We start from the raw sequence: 20,037 nt of genomic DNA, 5'->3' as shown, positions 1-20,037 counted from the left end.
GAGTCACGTTCTGCTTCAACGGGTTAGGGAGATGGCGCCTTCGGGGCAGTTTTGCTCCGCGGTGACGGCCTGCGCCTCGAGCTCGCCGGACACCTCGTTGACGAGCACGACTGAGTGGCCGACCTCGTCGGCGTCGAAGACGTCGGGCGCCAGGGTGTAGCAGCGCCCGTGCCCGGTGCAACGGTCGGCGTCGACGAGTATCCGGGTCATGGCGCCGGAAACACCAGCGGCAGCGACTCCACCGAACGCAGCGCGGCGGTGTAGGTCAGCTGGGTGCCGGGCTTGATCTCGTAATCCGGTATGCGCCGGTGGAATTCGCGTAACGCCACCCGCAGCTCCATGCGGGCGAGGTGGGAGCCGAGGCAGCGGTGCGGGCCGCCGCCGAATGCGCGGTGCCGGTTCGGGTTGCGGGTGAAGTCCACCAGCTCCGGGTCGGTGAACTCGGCGGGGTCGGTGTTGGCGGCGCCCAGTAGCGGGCTGACCCGTTCGCCCTTGCTGATGGGACACCCGCCCACCTCGACGTCTTGGATGGCGACTCGGGCGACGCCGGGCACCGGTGTCTCCCAGCGCAGCAACTCCTCGATGGCGCCGGGCAACACGTCGGGCTGCTCGGCCAGCTGACGACGGTGGTCGGGGTGGCGCGCGAGGTACACGAAAAAGCAGTCGAGCGAGTCGGTGACCGTGTCCAGGCCGGCGATCAGGAACAGGAAGCAGATGTCCAGGAGTTCTTCGCGCGACAGCGGCTGCCCGGCGATGTCGGCGGCGATCATCGCCGACAGCACGTCGTCGCGGGGGCTGGCGATGTGGTCGTCGATGGCACGGTCGAAGTAGTCGTAGATCTGTTGCGCCACTGCTGCGGAGCTGTCGTGGCGGCGGTCGAATCCGGAATCCCCCTCCGGGCGGATCACGCCGTCCTTCCATTCCAGGAACTTGTCGAGGTCCTCCAGCGGCAACCCGAGCACCTGCAGGAAGACGGTGCACGGCAGGGGCACCGCGAACTCGGCGTGGAAGTCGCATTCGCCCCGATCGGCGAAGCGGTCGATCATCTCGTTCACCAGTTCGGTGACGCGGGGCTCGCGCCGGGCCATCTCCCGCGGGGTGAACAGCGGGTCGAGGATGCGGCGGTACTTCGCGTGTTCGGGCGGGTCGATTTGCAGGGGGATCAGCGGCCGCACGTTGCCCAGGTCGACGGCGTCCATGTTCGACGAGAACAGCTCGGTGTGTTTGAGCGCCATCTCGATGTCGGCCAGCCGGCTGAGAACCACCGCCTGCGGCGACCGGAACACCGGGCTCGTTTCGCGCAGCGCCTTGTACATCGGCTGCGGCTCCGCGAGACCCGTCACGGTCTGGTCGACGAACCCTTCGGTATCTGTCATCTGGTCAGACTGGCACCAACATCTCCGCTGGGCAATGGTCAATGCTAAGCGGTCGCACAATGGGTGTGCGGGGGTCGACTGTGCAGAACCCGACGGTGTTGCGGAGGGCCCGGCAACCCTCAGGCTGCGTCGTGAAAGATCAGCCCCATCGCGTAACGCTCACCGGAGCGCACCACCGACACCCCGTGCCGCACCGGTGCCGCGGACCAGCCGCGGCTCGACGGCACCGGCCGCTCCCGCGTGGTGAACACGAATCCATGGCCCTGGGGCAATTGCGTTGCGGTGCCGCGGGACTGCGTGCGCGGACGCTGTTCTACGAGCAGGAATTCGCCGCCGGTGTAGTCGGTGTCGGGTTCGCTCAGGTTGATCACCACCTGTAGCGGAAAAACCAAGTCGCCGTAAAGGTCTCGGTGTAACGCGTTCCAGTCGCCCGGGCCGTACTTGAGCATCAGCGCGGTGGACCGGGTCTGGCCGGCCGCGTGGCACGTGGCCAGCCAATCGTCGAGGCTGTCCGGCCAGGGCGCATCGCGGCCCAGCTTTGCCCACCAGTCGCGGGCGATCGGCAAGAGGCGGGGGTACAGCGCCTGTTTGAGCTCCTCGATCGGGTCGGGATAGGGCGCGTGGAAGTAGCGGTACTGCCCGGCGCCGTACCGCTTGGGCGCCATGTCGATGGTCGAGCGGAACAGGGCGTCGTCGCCGTAGAGCTTGCGGAGCCGGGCCGCCTCGCCGGCGGTGACCAGCCGCGGGAGCAGCGCCCCGCCGTACTCGTCGACCGCGGTGGCGATGGCGTGCCAGTCGCCGGAGTCGACGCGCTTCGTCCACCGGGACATTCGCGTCCTTCCGTGTGCCTGCCTGCGAGGTCCACGATAGAGCCGCGCCGATCTTCCGATAGTTGCTGGCCCCGGCATCGCGCAGGTAGTACCGTGGATCGTCGCGGACGAGTTGGCCGGGCGGCCGCGGACCGTCGCAAGGCGGTTCGAGGAAAGTCCGGACTTCGCAGAGCAGGGTGATTGCTAACGGCAATCCGAGGTGACTCGCGGGACAGTGCCACAGAAAACAGACCGCCACCCTCGCGGTGGTAAGGGTGAAACGGTGCGGTAAGAGCGCACCAGCATCCCGGGTGACCGGGGTGGCTAGGCAAACCCCACCCGAAGCAAGGCCAAGAAGGCCGCACCGAAGGGTGCGGCCGCGCAGGCGTCCGAGGGTTGCTCGCCCGAGCCTGCGGGTAGGCCGCTCGAGGCACCCGGCGACGGTGTGTCCAGATGGATGGTCGCCACTGTGCGTCTCCGGCTGCCGGAGGTGCGCAGAACAGAATCCGGCTTACAGGCCAACTCGTCCGCCCTGCTCAGTGCCGGGCCTTGCGCACCGCCTTGGAGAGTTTGCGCAGCGCGTCGTCGAGCTGCTGTTCGCACCGCTCGGCCAAGTCGGCCTCCTGCTGGTACAGCAGGCCGTAGGTGAAGGTGTCCTCGCCGGCGGTGTGCGCGGCTTCGGATTCGTGACGCAGGTGTTCGCGGCTGACCACGCTGTCCTGGTGGTCACCGAGCAGCGACTGGACGGACTTCGACTGCTCGGAAACCTTGTCCTCGCCGGTGGCCGCCGCGGTGTAGCGAAGTCGCTTGGCCCGCTTGCGGATCCGGTGCACTGCCTCGTCGCGCTGGTGCTGGTCGTCCGGGTGGTCCCGGTAAACCTGGGCGGCGGCCTTGGCGGCCTTGCGGACCTTCTTGTAGGCGGCGTCGATGGTGACCGGCGCGTGCTCTCCGTCCGGGGCGCTGCCGGGGGGCTGCGCCGCGATCGCGTCGAGGGCGTCGAGCAGCCGGAAATAGCGCTGCGAACGCATGGCCATCAGCGACCGGCGCAGCCCCGTCTGGTAACGCCGCTGGGCGCCCCCGACCAGCCGCTCGTGCACCGGCCCGCGCACCAGATCCGGTGTCAGCCCGTCCAATTGACGCTCGTAACGTTCCGCGAGGACCTCGGCGTCGCGCGCGATGCCGAGGATGGCGGCCAGCTCGCGCAGCTCGTCGAGAACCCAGCCGTCGTCGGGTAATCCGAACGATTCCTGGTAGTCGCGCAGCAGGCTGCGCAGCTTGCGGGTGGTGACCCGCATCTGGTGAATGGAATCGAAGGCATCGGCCCGCACGGCGCGATCCCACACCAACAGTTCGCGAATCTGCTCGGCCACCGCGCGCTGCAAGGGGTGCTCGGCGGGCTGTGCGCTGTCGGGCTGTGGCGTGGTGCCGAGCACGCGCGCCAACTTGGAGGCATGACCGGCGGGTGCGGCGCCGGCGTCGAGCAGCCGATTACCCAAGCGGTTCAACAGCTCGGTGTCCGGGGCGCCGTTCTTCTCGGCAAGCTCGAGCTCCCATTCGCGCCACTCCTGCTGGGTGGGCTCCAGGTCGGCGTCCTCGGACGTACGGGCCGACCACGCGGTGACGTGGTCATTGCTGAACTCCGCCAGCGGCGCGCCGTCGGCGGTGTACAACACCTGGCTTTCGCGTTGCGTGGTGATCCGCGCGACCGGTACGAGGGGCCGGTCGCGGACGATCGCCAGCACGACGTCCACCAACTCCTCCGGCACGGTGTCGGTGCCGGACGCGTCCAGCGGCACCCGGACCTCGGTGCGGGCCTCGGGACCGGTCGGCAGCTTGAGATGCCACCCCGCGTCGGAGCCACCCGTACGGCGGCGCAGGGTGATCTTGTTGCGGGCGAGGTCCTGTGCCGGGGTGTCGAAGTACGTCGCGTCCAAAGTCTGAGTCGGCGACTTGTCGACGTGCGCCACGGCGGCGATGCCTTCGAACGAAGGTGACACGGTGGATTCGCCAACGTCGAACTTGCGCTCCACCTCTCGATGTCGCGAGGCTTGCGGCGCTTTTGCAGGCATGTTCGACTCCGTTGCGGCGCGTCGCCGCGGCCTTGAACGTCGTGGACGGTGGTGATGGGCTCTCATAGCCTGCCATACCGCGGTGACGCGGATGGCGGCGATGGCCCGCGGGTTGTTGCCCGCCTCGGCGCTACGGCGGTGGCGGCGGGGGACCTTCGCGGAGATGCATCGCCAGGCCGCCCACCTCGCGGATCGTCTGAATCTCGGGATCGCGGAACGGCCGCCCGTCGGGCGCGAGCAGGTCGTGGAACCATTCAGCCGGCATAGCGGGGTTGGGATGTTCCCATGAGTCCCAGGGGAAGAAGGTCTGCGTTTTTCCGGCGACCAGGCCCCAGTTGAACGCGCCGACGTTGTAGCGCTTCGCGATGGGCAGCACACCCTGGACCGTGCTGCCCAATGGCCGGGCCATGTATTCGGTGCACAGGATCGGTCGACCCAGGGGTGTGAGCTCGGCGATCCGGCTCTCGAACTTCGCGGGCGGGTCATAGGAGTGGAAGGTGATCACGTCGGAGTTGTCCAGCTGAATGCCGCTGATCGCGCTGCGGCGGCCGGGGTTCGCCCACTCGCCGTCCCAGACGGCGCTCGTCAGCGGTTGGGATGGATCGACCGAACGGGCCCACCCGAACACCTGCGGCAGCAGGTCGGCGACCAGGGCCAACTTGTCGGCCCGCTCGACCGAGCGGTAGTACTTCGACGGATTGTCGGGTTCGTTCCACAGGTCCCAGCCCAAAACGCGGTCGTCGGTGCGGAACTGAGCCAGCACCCCGGTGACGTAGTCGCGCAGGGTCGGGATGTAGGACTGTTCACCGAGGCGTTGCGCACCCGGGCTCTGCACCCAGCCCGAGTTGTGCACGCCGGGCGTCGGCGCGCGCTGCGGACCGGATTGGGGGTGCGGATCCCAACAGGAGTCGAACAAGACGAACAGCGGCTTGATGTCGTGGCGCGCCGCGATGTCGACGAACTGGGCGAGGCGGACTTGGAACCCCCGAGGGCCCTGCTCCCACAGCAGATCGTGCAGGAAGACGCGCACCGCGTTGAACCCGCTGCCGCGGGCCCACCCCAGTTCGGTGTCGATTCGCCCGGGATCGAACGTATCGGCCTGAAACATCTCCAGCTGGTTGATGGCGTTCGAGGTGATGTAGTTCACCCCAACCGGCCAGGGCTGCGCCTGATACCACCGGTTGGCGCGCTCGGGCGACCAGCGGCCTGCCTGCGGCGAGGTGCCAGGCGCGGGTTCCGCGGCCGCGCGAGGTGCTCGGCTCAGTGCAACGCCTCCTGCCAGTAGCAGTGGAAGCTTGAGCACCGTTCGACGGTGCACGAAGTCACCGCAAATTCCCCGGTCGATGTGTTCACCCTTGCTCTCGGAGTAGAGAATTTATCCAAGAGCAATCGTACCCGCCTGCCACACAAGGATTTTCGGAAATTGACAGGATCGGGGGGTTGCGGTGGGCGGAAACCTCGGGTGGCTTCCGTCAGAAGCAGTGCTCGTCGGCCGGGAAGACGCCCTCGGCCACTTCTTGCGCATATTGCATTGCGGCCCGGCGCAATTCCCCGCCGATGTCGCCGAACCGCTTGACGAAGCGGGCGGCCTTGCCGCTGCTGACGCCGGCCATGTCCTGCCACACCAGGACCTGCCCGTCGCAGTTCGGGCCGGCTCCGATGCCGATGGTCGGGATGGTCAGCTTGCCGGTGATCTGCGTGGCCAGGTCGGCCGGCACCATCTCCATGACGACGGAGAAGGCCCCGGCTTCGGCGACGGCGATCGCGTCGGCGACGGTCTGTTCCGCGGCGTCGCCGCGGCCCTGGACACGGAAGCCGCCCAGGCTGTTCACGCTCTGCGGCGTGAACCCGATGTGCGCCATCACGGGGATGCCCGCCGCGGTCAGGCAGGCGATCTGCTCGGCGACGCGCTCGCCACCCTCGAGCTTGACGGCGTGTGCGCCGCCCTCCTTCATGAATCGGGTGGCCGACGCCAGGGCCGCGGCCGGCCCCGCCTCGTAGCTGCCGAACGGCAGGTCCGCGATGACCAGGGCGTGACGGGCGCCCCGCACGACGCCGCGCACCAGCGGGATCATCTCGTCGATCGAGACGGGCACCGTGGTGTCGTAGCCGTACACGACGTTGGCGGCCGAGTCGCCGACCAGCAGGACCGGAATGCCCGCCTCGTCGAAAATGCGGGCGGTCGAGTAGTCGTAGGCCGTGAGCATGGCCCACTTGTGCCCTTCGGCCTTCATCTTCTGCAGGTGGTGCGTGCGAATTTTGGTGAGCGGCTGCGCGTGCTCGGACGTGCCTGCACCGTAAACGTTTTGCTCAGACATCATTGTCCCTATAGGTGGTCGGTTCGATCCTCGTGGCCGGATAAGGTCCCCGGGTTCGTCTGACGGTGCCATTCTGCCATTTCTTCTGCGCGGTTGCACCGCTCCTGTGATGTGAGACATACCATGCTCGGATGCAGCGGCTCAGCGGACTCGACGCCAGCTTCCTGTACCTGGAGACCGCGTCGCAGCCCATGCACGTGTGCTCGATCATGGAGTTGGACACCTCGACGATGCCCGGCGGCTACACCTTCGACCGGCTGCGCGACGCGTTGGCACTGCGCATCAAAGCGATCCCGGAGTTCCGCGAGAAGCTGGCCGACAACCTGCTGAATCTCGATCATCCGGTCTGGGTGGACGACGAGAACTTCGAGCTCGACCGTCATCTGCACCGGATCGCGCTGCCCGCGCCGGGTGGCCGCGCCGAGCTCGCCGAGATCTGCGGGCATATCGCGGAGTCGCCGTTGGACCGGCGCCGGCCGCTGTGGGAGATGTGGGTCGTCGAGGGCGTGGCGGGCACCGATTGCCATCGTGACGGGAGGCTGGCGGTGATGACCAAGGTGCATCACGCCGGCGTCGACGGCGTGACCGGCGCCAACCTGATGTCACAGCTTTGCGGCACTGAACCGGACGGCCCGCCCCCGGACCCGGCCCGCGGGGTGGGCGGCGCCAGTGGGTGGCAGATCGCCGCGGGCGGGCTCGTCCGATTCGCCGCCCGGCCGCTGCAGCTGGCCAATGTGGTGCCCGACACCGTCTCCTCGGTGGTCGCCACGCTGCGTCGGGCGCGCGAGGGCCAAGCGATGGCACGGCCGTTCGCCGCGCCGGCCACCGCATTCAACGCCCGGATCACCGACCGCCGAAACATCGCCTACGCCGAATTGAATCTCGACGACATCAAAACGGTTAAAAATCGATTCGACGGCGTCAAAGTCAACGACGTGGTGATGGCGTTGGTGTCCGCTGTGCTGCGCCAATACCTGACCGACCGCAACGCTTTGCCGGACTCGCCGTTGGTGGCGTCGGTGCCGGTTTCCGTGCACGGAAAATCCGACCGGCCCGGCCGCAACCAGGTGTCGGCCATGTTCTCCAGCCTGCATACCGAAATCGCGGATCCGGTGAAGCGCCTGAAGGTCATCGCCGACGCGAATTCGGTTGCCAAGGAACACAGTTCCGCCATCGGCGCGTCGCTGTTACAAGATTGGACGCAGTTCGCCGCGCCGGCGGTTTTCGGTATCGCGATGCGGCTCTATGCCAGGACGCGGTTCACCGACAGCATGCCGGTGCACAACCTGGTGGTGTCCAACGTGCCGGGCCCGCAGGTGCCGCTGTACATGCTGGGCTGCGAGGTCAAGGCGATGTATCCTCTGGGGCCGATCTTCCACGGGTCAGGACTCAACATCACCGCGATGTCGCTGCGGGGCAAGTTGGACGTCGGGCTGCTCTCGTGCCCCGATCTGTTGCCGGACTTGTGGGAGATGGCCGACGAGTTCGCGGAGGCGATGGAGGAGTTGCTCGCGGCCACCCGATAGCCGGCCGTGGTGCCGCTCATGAGGATCTCAGGTTTCCTCTGGCAGCATATGTTGGCATGGGTCTGTCTCGCCGCGACAAGGTCGCGCGCACGCTGCTGGTTTGGACAACGGTCGCTGCCGTGGCGCTTCTTCTCGCGGGCTGCGTGCGCGTCGTCGGCGGCCGCGCCCTGCTGGCGGAACCCAAGCTCGGACAGGCGGTGGAGTGGACACCGTGTCGGACGGCGAACCCGAAGGTCAAGCTTCCCGCCGGAGCAATGTGCGGCAAGCTGGCGGTGCCGGTCGACTACGACCACCTCGACGGTGACGTGGCGACGCTGGCGATGATTCGCTTCCCCGCCACCGGGGACAAGATCGGTTCGTTGGTGATCAACCCCGGCGGCCCCGGCGAGTCCGGTATGGAGGCCGCCCTGGGTGTCGTCCAATCGCTGCCGAAGCGGGTCCGCGAACGGTTCGACCTGGTCGGCTTCGACCCCCGTGGGGTGGGGTCGTCGCGGCCGTCCGTCTGGTGCAACTCGGACGCCGACAACGACCGGCTGCGCACGGAGCCGAACGTCGACTACAGCCCGGCCGGCGTGGCCCACATCGAGGACGAGACCAAGGAATTCGTCGGCCGCTGCGTCGACAAGATGGGCAAGAACTTTCTGGCCAACATCGGCACGGTCAACGTCGCCAGGGACCTGGACGCGATCCGGGCGGCGCTGGGCGACGACAAGCTGACCTACCTCGGCTACTCCTACGGCACCCGGATCGGCTCCGCCTACGCCGAGGCCTACCCCGACAAGGTGCGGGCGATGATCCTCGACGGCGCCGTCGACCCCAACGCCGACCCCATCGAGGCGGACCTGCGTCAGGCCAAGGGTTTTCAGGACGCGTTCAACGACTTCGCCACCGATTGCGCGAAGCAGTCGAGCTGCCCGCTGGGCACCGATCCGGCCAAGGCCGTCGACGTCTACCACAGCCTGGTCGACCCGCTCGTCGACCCCAACAACCCGATGGTCGGCAGGCCCGCTCCCACGAACGACCCACGCGGACTGAGCTATAGCGACGCCATCGTCGGCACGATCATGGCGCTGTACTCGCCGACGTTGTGGCACCACCTGACCGACGGACTCGGCGAACTGGTCAACCACCGCGGCGACACCCTGCTCGCCCTAGCCGACATGTACATGCGCCGTGACGCGCACGGCCACTACACCAACGCCACCGACGCGCGGGTGGCGATCAACTGCGTCGACCAGCCGCCAATCACCGACCGCGCCAAGGTGATTGACGAGGACCGCCGCTCGCGGGAGATCGCGCCGTTCATGAGTTATGGCACGTTCACCGGGGACGCCCCTTTGGGTACCTGCGCGTTCTGGCCGGTGCCGCCAACGAGCAAGCCGCACACCATCTCCGCGCCCGGCCTGGCGCCGACCGTGGTGGTGTCGACCACCCACGACCCGGCGACGCCCTACAAGGCCGGGGTCGATCTGGCCAACCAGCTGCGCAGTTCGCTGCTCACCTACGACGGAACCCAGCACACGGTGGTGTTCCAGGGCGACGGGTGCATCGACAACTACGTCACGGCGTATCTGGTCGGCGGTGCCACGCCCCCGAGCGGTGCGAAGTGCTAGTGCGCGTGGAGGTCTGACGCCGGCCACACTCTTGGTAAGGGCCGTCAGACGAGACCAAGGCGTAACCGTTTCGCGCCACTTCGGGTACTCGGGGCTGACACGATGACAGCCATGTCGCGCCTGAGATCATTGAGCTCGGCGCTGCTGTCATTCGGGCTGTTGGTCGGGCAATCGGCGGTGGGACTGCCGGTGGCGGGCGCCACCCCGGAACCCGGTGCGGGGCAGACCCCCGCCCCGAAGCCGTCGGTCGCGACGCCGCAGGCGTGGGGGAGCTGCGGTCAATTCGCCACGGACACAAGTGAAGTCCCCACCGCACAATGCACCACCGTCTCCGTCCCGATCGACTACGACAACCCGGGAGCCGGCCAAGCGAAGCTGGCGGTGATCCGCGTGCCGGCGACCGGCCAACGGATCGGCGCGCTGCTGGTCAATCCGGGCGGTCCCGGCGGGTCCGCGGTGGACATGGTGACCGCAATGGCCCCGGATCTGGATGGCACGCCGATCAGGCAGCACTTCGACCTGGTCGGCTTCGACCCGCGGGGGGTGGGCCACTCGACCCCGGCACTGCGCTGCCGTTCGGACGCCGAGTTCGACGCCTACCGGCGCGAGCCGATGGTCGACTACAGCCCGGCCGGCGTGGCACACATCGAACAGCTTTATCAGCAGCTGGCCCAGCAGTGCGTTTCCCGGATGGGCAGCGGGTTTCTGGCCAACGTCGGCACCGCGTCCGTGGCGCGCGACATGGACACGGTCCGTCAGGCGCTCGGCGACGATCAGATCAGCTACCTCGGTTACAGCTACGGCACCGAGCTGGGCACGGCCTACCTGGAGAAGTTCGGCGCCCACGTCCGAACGATGGTGCTCGACGGCGCGATCGACCCGACCGTCGGCCCGGTCGACGAAAACGTCCAGCAGATGGCGGGATTCCAAACCGCTTTCAACGACTACGCCGCAGACTGCGCCCGCTCGCCGGGCTGCCCCCTGGGCACCGACCCGACCCAGTTCATCAACCGTTACCACGCGCTGGTCGACCCGTTGGTCGCCAGGCCGGGCCGGACGTCGGACCCGCGCGGCCTGAGCTACGCCGACGCCACCACCGGCACCATCAACGCGCTGTACACCCCGGCGCACTGGAAGTACCTGACCAGCGGCCTGCTCGGGCTGCAGCGCGGCACCGACGCGGGCGACCTGTTGCTGCTCGCCGACGACTACGAGGGCCGGGACCGCAGCGGGCACTACACCAACGATCAGGACGCCTTCAACGCGATCCGGTGCGTAGACTCGCCCACGCCGCGGGATTCGGCGAGCTGGGTTTCCGCCGATCAGCGCATCCGCCAGGCCGCCCCCTTCCTCAGCTACGGGCAGTTCACCGGGAACGCGCCCCGCGATCTGTGTGCGCTGTGGCCGGCCCCGGCGACGTCGACGCCGCACGCCGCGTCGCCCGCGGCGCCGGGCAAGGTCGTCGTGGTCTCCACCACGCACGACCCGGCCACGCCGTATCAGGCCGGGGTGAACCTGGCGCGCCAGCTGGGCGGCCCGTTGATCACCTACGACGGGACGCAGCACACCGCGGTGTTCAACGGCGATCAGTGCGTGGATGCCGCCGTCATGCGGTATCTCGTCGCCGGCACGTTGCCGCCCGCTTCCTACCGCTGCAAGTCGTGACCGCACTGAGCAGCCTGTTTGCAATGTTCGCAATTGTTGTGATCGCGCGTCGGTAACACAGAATTAACAGCTGTTGCCTACTGTTTCGGTTATGGATCGCCAGAAGGAATTCGTCCTCCGCACCCTGGAGGAACGGGATATCCGCTTTGTTCGGCTGTGGTTCACCGATGTGCTCGGTTTCCTCAAGTCGGTCGCCATCGCCCCGGCCGAACTCGAAGGCGCCTTCGAAGAGGGCATCGGCTTCGACGGATCTTCGATCGAGGGCTTCTCGCGCGTCTCGGAATCCGACACCGTGGCCAACCCGGACCCGTCGACCTTCCAGGTGCTGCCGTGGGCTTCCGGCGGCCACCACCACTCGGCGCGGATGTTCTGCGACATCACCATGCCGGACGGCTCGCCGTCCTGGGCGGACCCGCGGCACGTGCTGCGCCGCCAGCTGCAGAAGGCCAACGACCTCGGGTTCTCCTGCTACGTCCACCCCGAGATCGAGTTCTTCCTGCTCAAGCCTGGCCCGGACGACGGGTCGGTGCCCGTGCCGGTCGACAACGCCGGCTACTTCGACCAGGCGGTGCACGACTCCGCCTCGAACTTCCGCCGCCACGCCATCGAGTCGCTGGAATTCATGGGCATCTCGGTGGAGTTCAGCCACCACGAAGGCGCGCCCGGCCAGCAGGAGATCGACCTGCGATTCGCCGACGCGTTGTCGATGGCCGACAACGTGATGACGTTCCGCTACGTCATCAAGGAGGTCGCGATCGAGAACGGCGCCCGGGCGTCGTTCATGCCCAAGCCGTTCGGGCAACACCCCGGGTCGGCGATGCACACCCACATGAGCCTGTTCGAGGGTGACGTCAACGCGTTCCACAGCCCCGACGACCCGCTGCAGCTGTCCGACGTGGGCAAGTCGTTCATCGCCGGCATCCTCGAGCACGCCTCCGAGATCAGCGCGGTCACCAATCAGTGGGTCAACTCGTACAAGCGGCTGGTGCAGGGCGGTGAGGCGCCCACCGCGGCGTCGTGGGGTGCGGCCAACCGGTCGGCGCTGGTGCGGGTGCCGATGTACACACCGCACAAGACGTCGTCGCGGCGCATCGAGGTGCGCAGCCCCGACTCGGCCTGCAACCCGTATCTGACGTTCGCCGTGCTGCTGGCCGCCGGGCTGCGCGGGGTGGAGAAGGGCTACGTGCTGGGGCCGCAGGCCGAGGACAACGTGTGGGACCTGACGCCCGAGGAGCGGATCGCGATGGGCTACCGCGAGCTGCCGACCAGCCTGGACAGCGCGCTGCGCGCCATGGAGTCCTCCGAGCTCGTCGCGGAAACCTTGGGGGAGCACGTTTTTGACTTCTTCCTGCGCAACAAGCGCACGGAATGGGCGAACTACCGCAGCCATGTCACGCAGTACGAGCTGAGCACCTACCTGTCGCTGTAGCCCCCGTCGCCGTTAACAGGGCGGCCGCCTTGGCCGTGCAACGCAGGGGGTTGCGATACCGTCGTGGGCGTGACCAAACCCGCGACGCAGCGCCCCCGGCTGCCCAGCGTGGGCCGGCTTGGCCTGGTCGATCCTCCCGCGGGCGATCGCCTGACGCAGCTGGGTTGGTACGACCATGACGACCAAGCGCACGTCGACCTGCTGTGGTCGCTGTCGCGCGCACCCGACCCCGACGCCGCGCTGCGCGCCCTGATCCGGTTGGCGGAGAACCCCGACACCGACTGGGACGAGCTCAACGCCGCGCTGCTCACCGAACGGCCCTTGCGCGGACGGCTGTTCGCGGTGCTCGGCGCGTCGTTGGCCCTCGGGGACCACCTGGCCGTCCACCCGGAGTCGTGGAAACTGTTGCGGGGCAAGGCCAAACTGCCCACGCGCGACGAGCTGCGTGCGGTGTTCACCCAGTGTGTCGACGAGGCGTCGGACGCGCCGGGTTCGGTTGTGACGCGCCTGCAGAACCTGTACCGCGACCAGCTGCTGGTGCTGGCCGCGCTCGACCTGGCCGCGACGGTGGAAGACGAGCCGGTGCTGCCGTTCACCTTGGTGGGCGCCCAGCTGTCGGACTTGGCGGACGCCGCGCTGGCCGCCGCGCTGCGGGCGGCCGAGGCCAGCGTGTGCGGCGACCGCACGCCGCCACGGCTGGCCGTCATCGCGATGGGCAAATGCGGTGCCCGCGAACTGAACTACGTCAGCGACGTCGACGTCATTTTCGTCGGCGAGCGTGCCGACGCGACTACCACCCGGCTGGCCGGCGAGATGATGCGAATCGCATCGGAGGCCTTCTTCCAGGTCGATGCCGGGCTGCGGCCGGAGGGCCGGAGCGGCGAGCTGGTCCGCACCGTCGAATCGCACATCGCCTACTACCAGCGGTGGGCGAAGACCTGGGAATTCCAGGCGTTGCTGAAAGCCCGCGCGGCCGTGGGTGATCAGGAACTCGCCGAGCGCTACCTGACCGCGTTGATGCCGATGGTGTGGGTCGCCTGCGAGCGCGAGGACTTCGTCGGCGAGGTGCAGGCCATGCGCCGCCGGGTCGAGCAGCTGGTGCCCGCCGACGTGCGCGGCCGCGAGATCAAACTCGGCAGCGGTGGGCTGCGGGACGTGGAGTTCGCGGTGCAGCTGCTGCAGCTGGTGCACGGCCGCAGCGACGATTCGCTGCACGTCGCATCCACGGTGGACGCGCTGGACGCGTTGGGTCAGGGCGGCTACATCGGCCGCGAGGACGCGGCGAACCTGACCGCTTCCTACGAATTCCTCCGGCTCCTCGAGCACCGGCTGCAGCTGCAGCGGCTCAAACGCACCCACCTGTTGCCGGAGGCCGAGGACGAGGAGGCGGTGCGCTGGCTGGCCCGCGCCGCGCACATCCGGCCCGATGGAAGGCACGACGCCGCGGGCGTGCTGCGCGAGGAGCTGCGGCACCAGAACCTGCGGGTGTCGCAGCTGCACGCCAAGCTCTTCTACCAGCCGTTGCTGGAATCGATCGGCCCGGCCGGCCTGGAGATCCGGCACGGCATGACGTCGGAGGCCGCCGAACGGCAGCTCGCCGCGCTCGGCTACGAGGGGCCGCAGACGGCGCTGAAACACATGTCGGCGCTGGTCAACCAGAGCGGCCGGCGTGGTCGCGTGCAGTCGGTGCTGCTGCCCAGGCTGCTGAACTGGATGTCGTACGCGCCCGATCCCGACGGCGGGCTGTTGGCCTACCGCCGCCTGTCGGAGGCGCTGGCAGGCGAGAACTGGTATCTGTCCACGCTGCGCGACAAACCCGCCGTGGCCAAGCGGCTCATGCACGTGCTGGGCACCTCCGCCTACGTGCCGGACCTGCTCATGCGCGCGCCCCGCGTGATTGAGGACTACAGCGACGGTGCGGCCGGCCCCAAGCTGCTGGAAACGGATCCCGCCGTGGTGGCCAGGGCGCTGGTCGCCTCGGCCAGCCGCCACCCCGACGCGGTGCGCGCGATCGCGGCCGCCCGCACGCTGCGCCGCCGCGAACTGGCCCGCATCGGCTCGGCCGATCTGCTCGGCTTCCTCGAGGTCACCGACGTGTGCCGGGGCCTCACCTCGGTGTGGGTGGCCGTGCTGCAGGCCGCGCTGGACGCGATCATGCGTGCCAACCTCCCCAAGGACGGCAAGGCGCCGGCGATTATCGCGGTGATCGGTATGGGCAGGCTGGGCGGCATGGAGCTGGGCTACGGGTCCGATGCCGACGTGATGTTCGTGTGCGAGGCGGCGGCCGGCGTCGAGGACTCGGTGGCGATCCGGTGGTCGACGACGGTGGCCGAGCAGGTCCGCACGCTGCTGGGCACGCCCAGCGTTGATCCGCCCCTGGAGGTCGACGCCAACCTGCGGCCCGAGGGCCGCCAGGGTCCGCTGGTGCGCACGCTGGGTTCCTACGCCGCCTACTACCAGCAGTGGGCGCAGCCGTGGGAGATTCAGGCCCTGCTGCGGGCGCACGCGGTCGCAGGCGACGCGGATCTGGGCGAGCGATTCTTGTTGATGGCCGACCAGACGCGCTACCCGCCCGCCGGGATGTCCGCCGAGGCGGTGCGGGAGATCCGCCGCATCAAGGCCCGCGTCGAGTCCGAACGGCTGCCGCGCGGCGCCGACCCCAACACGCACACCAAGCTGGGTCGCGGGGGACTGGCCGACATCGAATGGACCGTGCAACTGATGCAGCTGCGGCACGCGCACGAGATTCCCGCCCTGCACAACACCTCGACGCTGCAGTGCCTGGACGCGATCGCCGCGGCAGACCTGGTGCCCGCCGAGGAGGTGGATCTGCTGCGGCAGGCGTGGCTGACCGCCACCCGGGCACGCAACGCGCTGGTGCTGGTCCGCGGCAAGCCGAGCGATCAGCTGCCGGGACCCGGGCGTCAGCTCAACGCCGTCGCGGTGGCCGCGGGCTGGCCGACCGACGACGGCGGGGAGTTCCTGGACAACTATCTGCGGGTGACGCGGCGAGCGAAAGCGGTGGTACGGAAGGTGTTTGGCAGTTGAGTCAGGAGGCCGGCGCGTTGGACGCCATATTCGAGGTGCTCGACGCGGCGGAGGCTGAGCGAGTGACAGCGCTCTACGCCCCCTTGGCCGACGCGGTGCGCGAACTCGTCGACGCCACCATCCGGACCGAGGTCGACGACGACGTCGTCGCCCAGGCGCGGTCCGCGATCGAGGCCGTCACCGAGTCGTTGCGGCAACGGACCCGGCCGGTCGGGGTGAGCTACCGCGTCAACGGCCGCCCGCTGCCGCTGGGCAACGCCGCGATCGGCGTGTGCAACCCGATCGCGCCGCCGATCGTCGTCCACCACGATGGCGGCGGGCGCTGCTGGAGCGACTTCGTCCTCGGTTCGGCCTACGAGGGGCCACCGAAACTGGTGCACGGCGGTGTCAGCGCCCTGGTGCTCGACCACATGCTCGGCGAGGCGGCCAGCGAGGGGCTGTCCAAGGCGCGCTTCACCGGAACCATCACAGTGAAGTACCTGCGCGGCACCCCGCTCGGGCCGCTGCGTTGCGAGGCATGGGTCGAGGGCAAGGAGGGCCGCAAAGTCTTTGCACGCGGCACGATTTCGGACGCCGCCGGCGTCACCGTCGAGGCCGAGGGCGTCTTCATCGAGCCGGCGTGGGCCCGGGAAGCCGAATGAAGTTCTACGTCAGCAGCGCCTTCCTGAACACCCGGGAGATCATCGAACTCGCCAAGGCCGCCGACGAACTCGGCTACGACGGCATCGGGATTCCCGACCACGTCGTCAACCTGGAGACGCTGGACACCCCATACCCGTACACCAAGGACGGGCAACGGCGTTGGCAGCCATTCACCGACTGGCCCGACCCGTGGGTCCTCATCGGCGCTCTGGCCCAGGTCACCACGCGGCTGCGGTTCGTCAACACCGTCTACATCCCCGCGATGCGCAACCCCTACTCGGCCGCCAAAGCCATTGGCACCGCGGCGGTTCTGGCGTCGGGCCGGGTGGAGCTCGGCATCGGCGTCGGCTGGTGCCGCGAGGAATTCGCGTTGATGGGCGAGCGGTTCGAGGCCCGCGGGAAACGGACCGACGAGATCATCGACCTGATGCGCGCGCTGTGGCGGCCGGGCTGGACGGAATTCGAGGGCACGTTCTATCGCACACCGCGGCTGGAAATGGAGCCGACGCCGCCGCCGATCCCGGTGTACGTCGGCGGGCTCAGCGACATCGCGCTGCGCCGGGCCGCCCGCAACGACGGCTGGATCGGTGATCTGATCAAGACCGAACGCGCCATCGAGGCCGTGGGCCGGCTGCGGGAGTTGCGGGCCGAAAACGGGTTGTCGATGGACGATTTCACCATCCTGACACCGCTGACCGACGCCTTCACCACCGCCGACTACCAACGCGCCGCCGACGCCGGCATCACGGGCATCATCACCATGCCGTGGATGTTCTACGCGGGACCGGACGCGTCGCTGGACGACAAGATCGACGGCATGCAGCGCTTCCGCAAGGACCTGGCGCTCGACGGTTAGTCGCGACTTTGCGCCTTCTCGCGCCTTTCGCCTCCTGGCGCCTTCCGCCACGACACATAACCTATGGCGACGACACGCCGTAAAAGTCCGCCGTGGTTTATATCTCGCGAGGTCGATCGCGTTTGGGTAGCCGGCGGTAACCCCATGCAAGCCTGAAAGAATGCCGAGCATGCCAGCGAACATCGACCCGGTGCGTCCGGCGTCCGCGGAGGATGCCGCGGCGTGCCTTGCGATCTACCGCCCGTATGTCGAGGAAACGGCGATCAGCTGGGAGATCGAAGTCCCGAGCGTCGGGGAGATGGCCAACCGCATCCGCGACGCCCACGAATGGCTCGTCCTCGAACGCAACGCTCGGGCCATCGGTTTCGCCTACGGCCACGCGCTGCGGCGCCTGCCCAGCTTCCAATGGTCGGTGGAGACCGGAATTTACGTCGACCCCGACCATCACCGCACGCGCGGCGGTCGCCGGCTCTACACGCAATTGCTGCGCCGGCTCACGGAGCGCGGCTACCGGAGGGCCTTCGCCGGCATCACCCAACCGAACGAGGCCAGCAACGGCTTTCACCGATCGTTCGGGTTCCAGGACGCCGGCCTATATCGGCGCGTCGAATGGAAACGCGGCCGCTGGCACGACGTCGCGTGGATGCAACTCGACCTCGGCGGAGCAGCCAACCCAGACGAGCCGCCTGCCCCGATCGGGTGATTGGTTAGCGGCCCCCGCCGGCACCGCCACCGACGAAGCCGCCGCCAGCCCCGCCACCGTGGCGGCCTCCGCCGGCGCCTCCGCCGAAGCGGCCGCCGCCGGCCCCGCCACCGATGAAGCGTCCCCCGCCGGCTCCGCCGCCCACGCGGCTCCCGACCATTACCTGTGCGGTGCTGATAGTCATGACCCAGAAGCTAACGCCGTATCCGTTGCCGCCGCAAGACTTCGAATCTGAACTTTCCGCCACATGCTCGGCACTGAAAGCGAAGAGTCCACCCGCTCGCTGGACTGATCGCGAGCGGGTGGACTCTTCTAGGAGCTACTGCGGACGGACGTCGACTTAGACGTCGTAGTAGAGCGCGAACTCGTACGGGTGCGGCCGGATCTGCACCGGCAGGATCTCGTTCTCGCGCTTGAAGCTGATCCACGTCTCGATCAGGTCGGGCGTGAAAACGCCGCCCTCAGTGAGGTATTCGTGGTCCTCTTCCAGCCGGTCGATCACCGCGGACAGCTGGGTGGGCGCCTGCGGGATGTTGGCGGCCTCCTCCGGCGGCAATTCGTACAGGTCCTTGTCCACCGGGGCCTGCGGCTCGATCTTGTTCTTGATCCCGTCGAGCCCGGCCATCAGCATCGCCGAGAACGCCAGGTACGGGTTGCCCGACGAGTCGGGGCAACGGAATTCGAGCCGCTTGGCCTTCGGGTTGCTGCCGGTGATCGGGATGCGGACACAAGCCGAGCGGTTGCGCTGGCTGTAGACCAGGTTGATCGGCGCCTCGTAACCCGGGACCAGTCGCTTGTAGGAGTTGACGGTCGGGTTGGTGAAGGCCAGCAGCGACGGGGCGTGGTGCAACAGGCCGCCGATGTAGTGCCGCGCGGTGTCCGACAGGCCGGCGTAACCGGTCTCGTCGTACATCAGCGGGCTGCCGTCCTTCCACAGCGACTGGTGGGTGTGCATGCCGGAGCCGTTGTCGCCGAACAGCGGCTTGGGCATGAACGTGACGGTCTTGCCGTTCTGCCACGCCGTGTTCTTGACGATGTACTTGTACAACTGCATGTCGTCGGCGGCGTGCAGCAGCGTGTTGAACTTGTAGTTGATCTCGGCCTGCCCACCGGTGCCCACCTCGTGGTGGCCCTTCTCCAGGCTGAAGCCGGCCTTGATGAGGTTCGACAACATGTCGGCGCGCAGGTCGACGTAGTGGTCGACGGGAGCGACCGGGAAGTACCCGCCCTTGGGGCGGACCTTGTAACCGCGGTTGGGGGTGCCGTCGTTCTCGGTCGGCTCGCCGGTGTTCCACCAGCCGGAGATCGCGTCGACCTCGTAGAAGGAGCCGTTGGTGCGCGAGTCGAAGCTCACCGAGTCGAAGATGTAGAACTCGGCCTCGGCGCCGAAGTAGGCGGTGTCGGCGACGCCGGTGCTGATCAGGTAGTTCTCCGCCTTGCGGGCGATGTTGCGCGGGTCGCGCGAGTAGGGCTCGAGGGTGAACGGGTCGTGCACGAAGAAGTTCAGGTTCAGCGTCTTGTGTGAAGTGAACAGGTCGATCTGCGCCGTCGCGGGGTCGGGCAGGAGCAGCATGTCGGATTCGTGGATGGACTGGAACCCGCGAATCGACGAACCGTCGAAGGCCAGGCCGTCCTCGAAGACGCTCTCATCGAAAAACGAAACCGGAATCGTGAAGTGCTGCATGATGCCTGGCAAGTCACAGAACCGGACGTCGACATACTCGACGTTCTCGTCCTTGACGAGTTTGAAGACGTCGTCGGGCGTCGTTTCCGTCACAGAAATGCTCCTTTACTTGGTGAGATCCGCGGCCTGACGCTATGGAGCAGATGTTGCCCGCCAGTCAACCCCGTGTTGCGCGCACGTTACGCGACCCATGTCATCCACAAAAGAGCGGCACCGGCGGCGGGTTCTATTGTGGGGCCATGGATCGCAAGATCGTATCTGGTCCGGAGCTCGAGCGCAGTGTTCGCTTGCCGTCCCCG

General features: G+C 68.0%; 16 protein-coding genes and 1 other RNA gene. 9 read left to right on the top strand and 8 right to left on the bottom strand.

Annotated features, from left to right (window positions below):
- Positions 1 to 15: 15 nt before the first annotated feature.
- The 3 genes from A5781_RS03160 to A5781_RS03150 form a co-directional block, all read right to left on the bottom strand.
- Positions 16 to 210, bottom strand: coding sequence for a ferredoxin (locus A5781_RS03160; protein WP_067200989.1), 195 nt, complete (start codon positions 208 to 210; stop codon positions 16 to 18).
- Complete coding sequence (locus tag A5781_RS03155) at positions 207 to 1,376, bottom strand: cytochrome P450 (RefSeq protein ID WP_067200988.1); 1,170 nt, start codon at positions 1,374 to 1,376, stop codon at positions 207 to 209. The genes A5781_RS03160 and A5781_RS03155 overlap by 4 nt, the downstream gene beginning before the upstream one ends.
- Positions 1,377 to 1,495: 119 nt before the next feature.
- Positions 1,496 to 2,206, bottom strand: a complete 711-nt coding sequence (locus A5781_RS03150; RefSeq protein ID WP_067200985.1) for a 2OG-Fe(II) oxygenase — start codon at positions 2,204 to 2,206, stop codon at positions 1,496 to 1,498.
- A gap of 108 nt (positions 2,207 to 2,314) precedes the next feature.
- On the opposite strand from A5781_RS03150, the gene rnpB reads away from it, so the two are divergent.
- Positions 2,315 to 2,715, top strand: an RNA gene (gene rnpB / locus A5781_RS03145) — RNase P RNA component class A.
- 6 nt (positions 2,716 to 2,721) lie between these two features.
- Here rnpB and A5781_RS03140 read toward each other — a convergent pair.
- The 3 genes from A5781_RS03140 to panB all read right to left on the bottom strand — a co-directional run bounded on the left by A5781_RS03140 (position 2,722) and on the right by panB (position 6,572).
- Positions 2,722 to 4,254, bottom strand: a complete 1,533-nt coding sequence (locus tag A5781_RS03140) for a CYTH and CHAD domain-containing protein (protein ID WP_067200983.1) — start codon at positions 4,252 to 4,254, stop codon at positions 2,722 to 2,724.
- A gap of 130 nt (positions 4,255 to 4,384) precedes the next feature.
- The gene (locus tag A5781_RS03135) at positions 4,385 to 5,572 is read right to left on the bottom strand and encodes a 1,4-beta-xylanase (protein ID WP_082939200.1); all 1,188 of its coding nucleotides are present in this window, start codon (positions 5,570 to 5,572) and stop codon (positions 4,385 to 4,387) included.
- Positions 5,573 to 5,726: 154 nt separating this feature from the next.
- Complete coding sequence (gene panB / locus A5781_RS03130) at positions 5,727 to 6,572, bottom strand: 3-methyl-2-oxobutanoate hydroxymethyltransferase (protein WP_067201074.1); 846 nt, start codon at positions 6,570 to 6,572, stop codon at positions 5,727 to 5,729.
- A gap of 131 nt (positions 6,573 to 6,703) precedes the next feature.
- Here panB and A5781_RS03125 point away from each other — a divergent pair, with 131 nt between their 5' ends.
- The 8 genes from A5781_RS03125 to A5781_RS03090 all read left to right on the top strand — a co-directional run bounded on the left by A5781_RS03125 (position 6,704) and on the right by A5781_RS03090 (position 18,054).
- On the top strand, positions 6,704 to 8,098 hold the full coding sequence (locus A5781_RS03125) for a wax ester/triacylglycerol synthase family O-acyltransferase (RefSeq protein ID WP_067200980.1): 1,395 nt from the start codon (positions 6,704 to 6,706) through the stop codon (positions 8,096 to 8,098).
- A gap of 56 nt (positions 8,099 to 8,154) precedes the next feature.
- The gene (locus A5781_RS03120; RefSeq protein WP_067200976.1) at positions 8,155 to 9,711 is read left to right on the top strand and encodes an alpha/beta hydrolase; all 1,557 of its coding nucleotides are present in this window, start codon (positions 8,155 to 8,157) and stop codon (positions 9,709 to 9,711) included.
- Between the two features lie 102 nt (positions 9,712 to 9,813).
- Positions 9,814 to 11,376 (top strand): alpha/beta hydrolase, encoded by a 1,563-nt coding sequence (locus A5781_RS03115; protein ID WP_156624333.1) that lies wholly within the window; start codon positions 9,814 to 9,816, stop codon positions 11,374 to 11,376.
- 91 nt (positions 11,377 to 11,467) lie between these two features.
- Complete coding sequence (locus A5781_RS03110) at positions 11,468 to 12,805, top strand: glutamine synthetase family protein (RefSeq protein ID WP_066951717.1); 1,338 nt, start codon at positions 11,468 to 11,470, stop codon at positions 12,803 to 12,805.
- Positions 12,806 to 12,868: 63 nt separating this feature from the next.
- Positions 12,869 to 15,853 carry a bifunctional [glutamine synthetase] adenylyltransferase/[glutamine synthetase]-adenylyl-L-tyrosine phosphorylase gene (locus tag A5781_RS03105; protein ID WP_067200970.1) on the top strand — a complete coding sequence of 995 codons (2,985 nt, stop codon included), beginning with the start codon at positions 12,869 to 12,871 and terminating at the stop codon, positions 15,851 to 15,853.
- The gene (locus tag A5781_RS03100; protein WP_067200967.1) at positions 15,850 to 16,494 is read left to right on the top strand and encodes a PaaI family thioesterase; all 645 of its coding nucleotides are present in this window, start codon (positions 15,850 to 15,852) and stop codon (positions 16,492 to 16,494) included. The genes A5781_RS03105 and A5781_RS03100 overlap by 4 nt, the downstream gene beginning before the upstream one ends.
- A complete protein-coding gene (locus A5781_RS03095) occupies positions 16,491 to 17,351 on the top strand; it encodes a TIGR03619 family F420-dependent LLM class oxidoreductase (RefSeq protein ID WP_067200965.1) in 861 nt (286 codons plus the stop codon). The genes A5781_RS03100 and A5781_RS03095 overlap by 4 nt, the downstream gene beginning before the upstream one ends.
- Before the next feature lie 169 nt (positions 17,352 to 17,520).
- On the top strand, positions 17,521 to 18,054 hold the full coding sequence (locus tag A5781_RS03090; RefSeq protein WP_067201071.1) for a GNAT family N-acetyltransferase: 534 nt from the start codon (positions 17,521 to 17,523) through the stop codon (positions 18,052 to 18,054).
- 4 nt (positions 18,055 to 18,058) lie between these two features.
- On the opposite strand, the gene A5781_RS25425 is transcribed toward A5781_RS03090, so the two are convergent.
- Together A5781_RS25425 and glnA are read right to left on the bottom strand one after the other, a co-directional pair.
- The gene (locus tag A5781_RS25425; protein ID WP_197503670.1) at positions 18,059 to 18,238 is read right to left on the bottom strand and encodes a hypothetical protein; all 180 of its coding nucleotides are present in this window, start codon (positions 18,236 to 18,238) and stop codon (positions 18,059 to 18,061) included.
- 156 nt (positions 18,239 to 18,394) lie between these two features.
- A complete protein-coding gene (gene glnA, locus A5781_RS03085; protein ID WP_067200963.1) occupies positions 18,395 to 19,831 on the bottom strand; it encodes a type I glutamate--ammonia ligase in 1,437 nt (478 codons plus the stop codon).
- Positions 19,832 to 20,037 lie beyond the last annotated feature (206 nt).

It is taken from the genome of Mycobacterium sp. 852002-30065_SCH5024008, assembly GCF_001665645.1.
GTDB lineage: Bacteria > Actinomycetota > Actinomycetes > Mycobacteriales > Mycobacteriaceae > Mycobacterium > Mycobacterium paraffinicum.
Note: the sequence above shows the minus strand (reverse complement) of the source record. Positions and strands in the feature narration are given on the sequence as shown.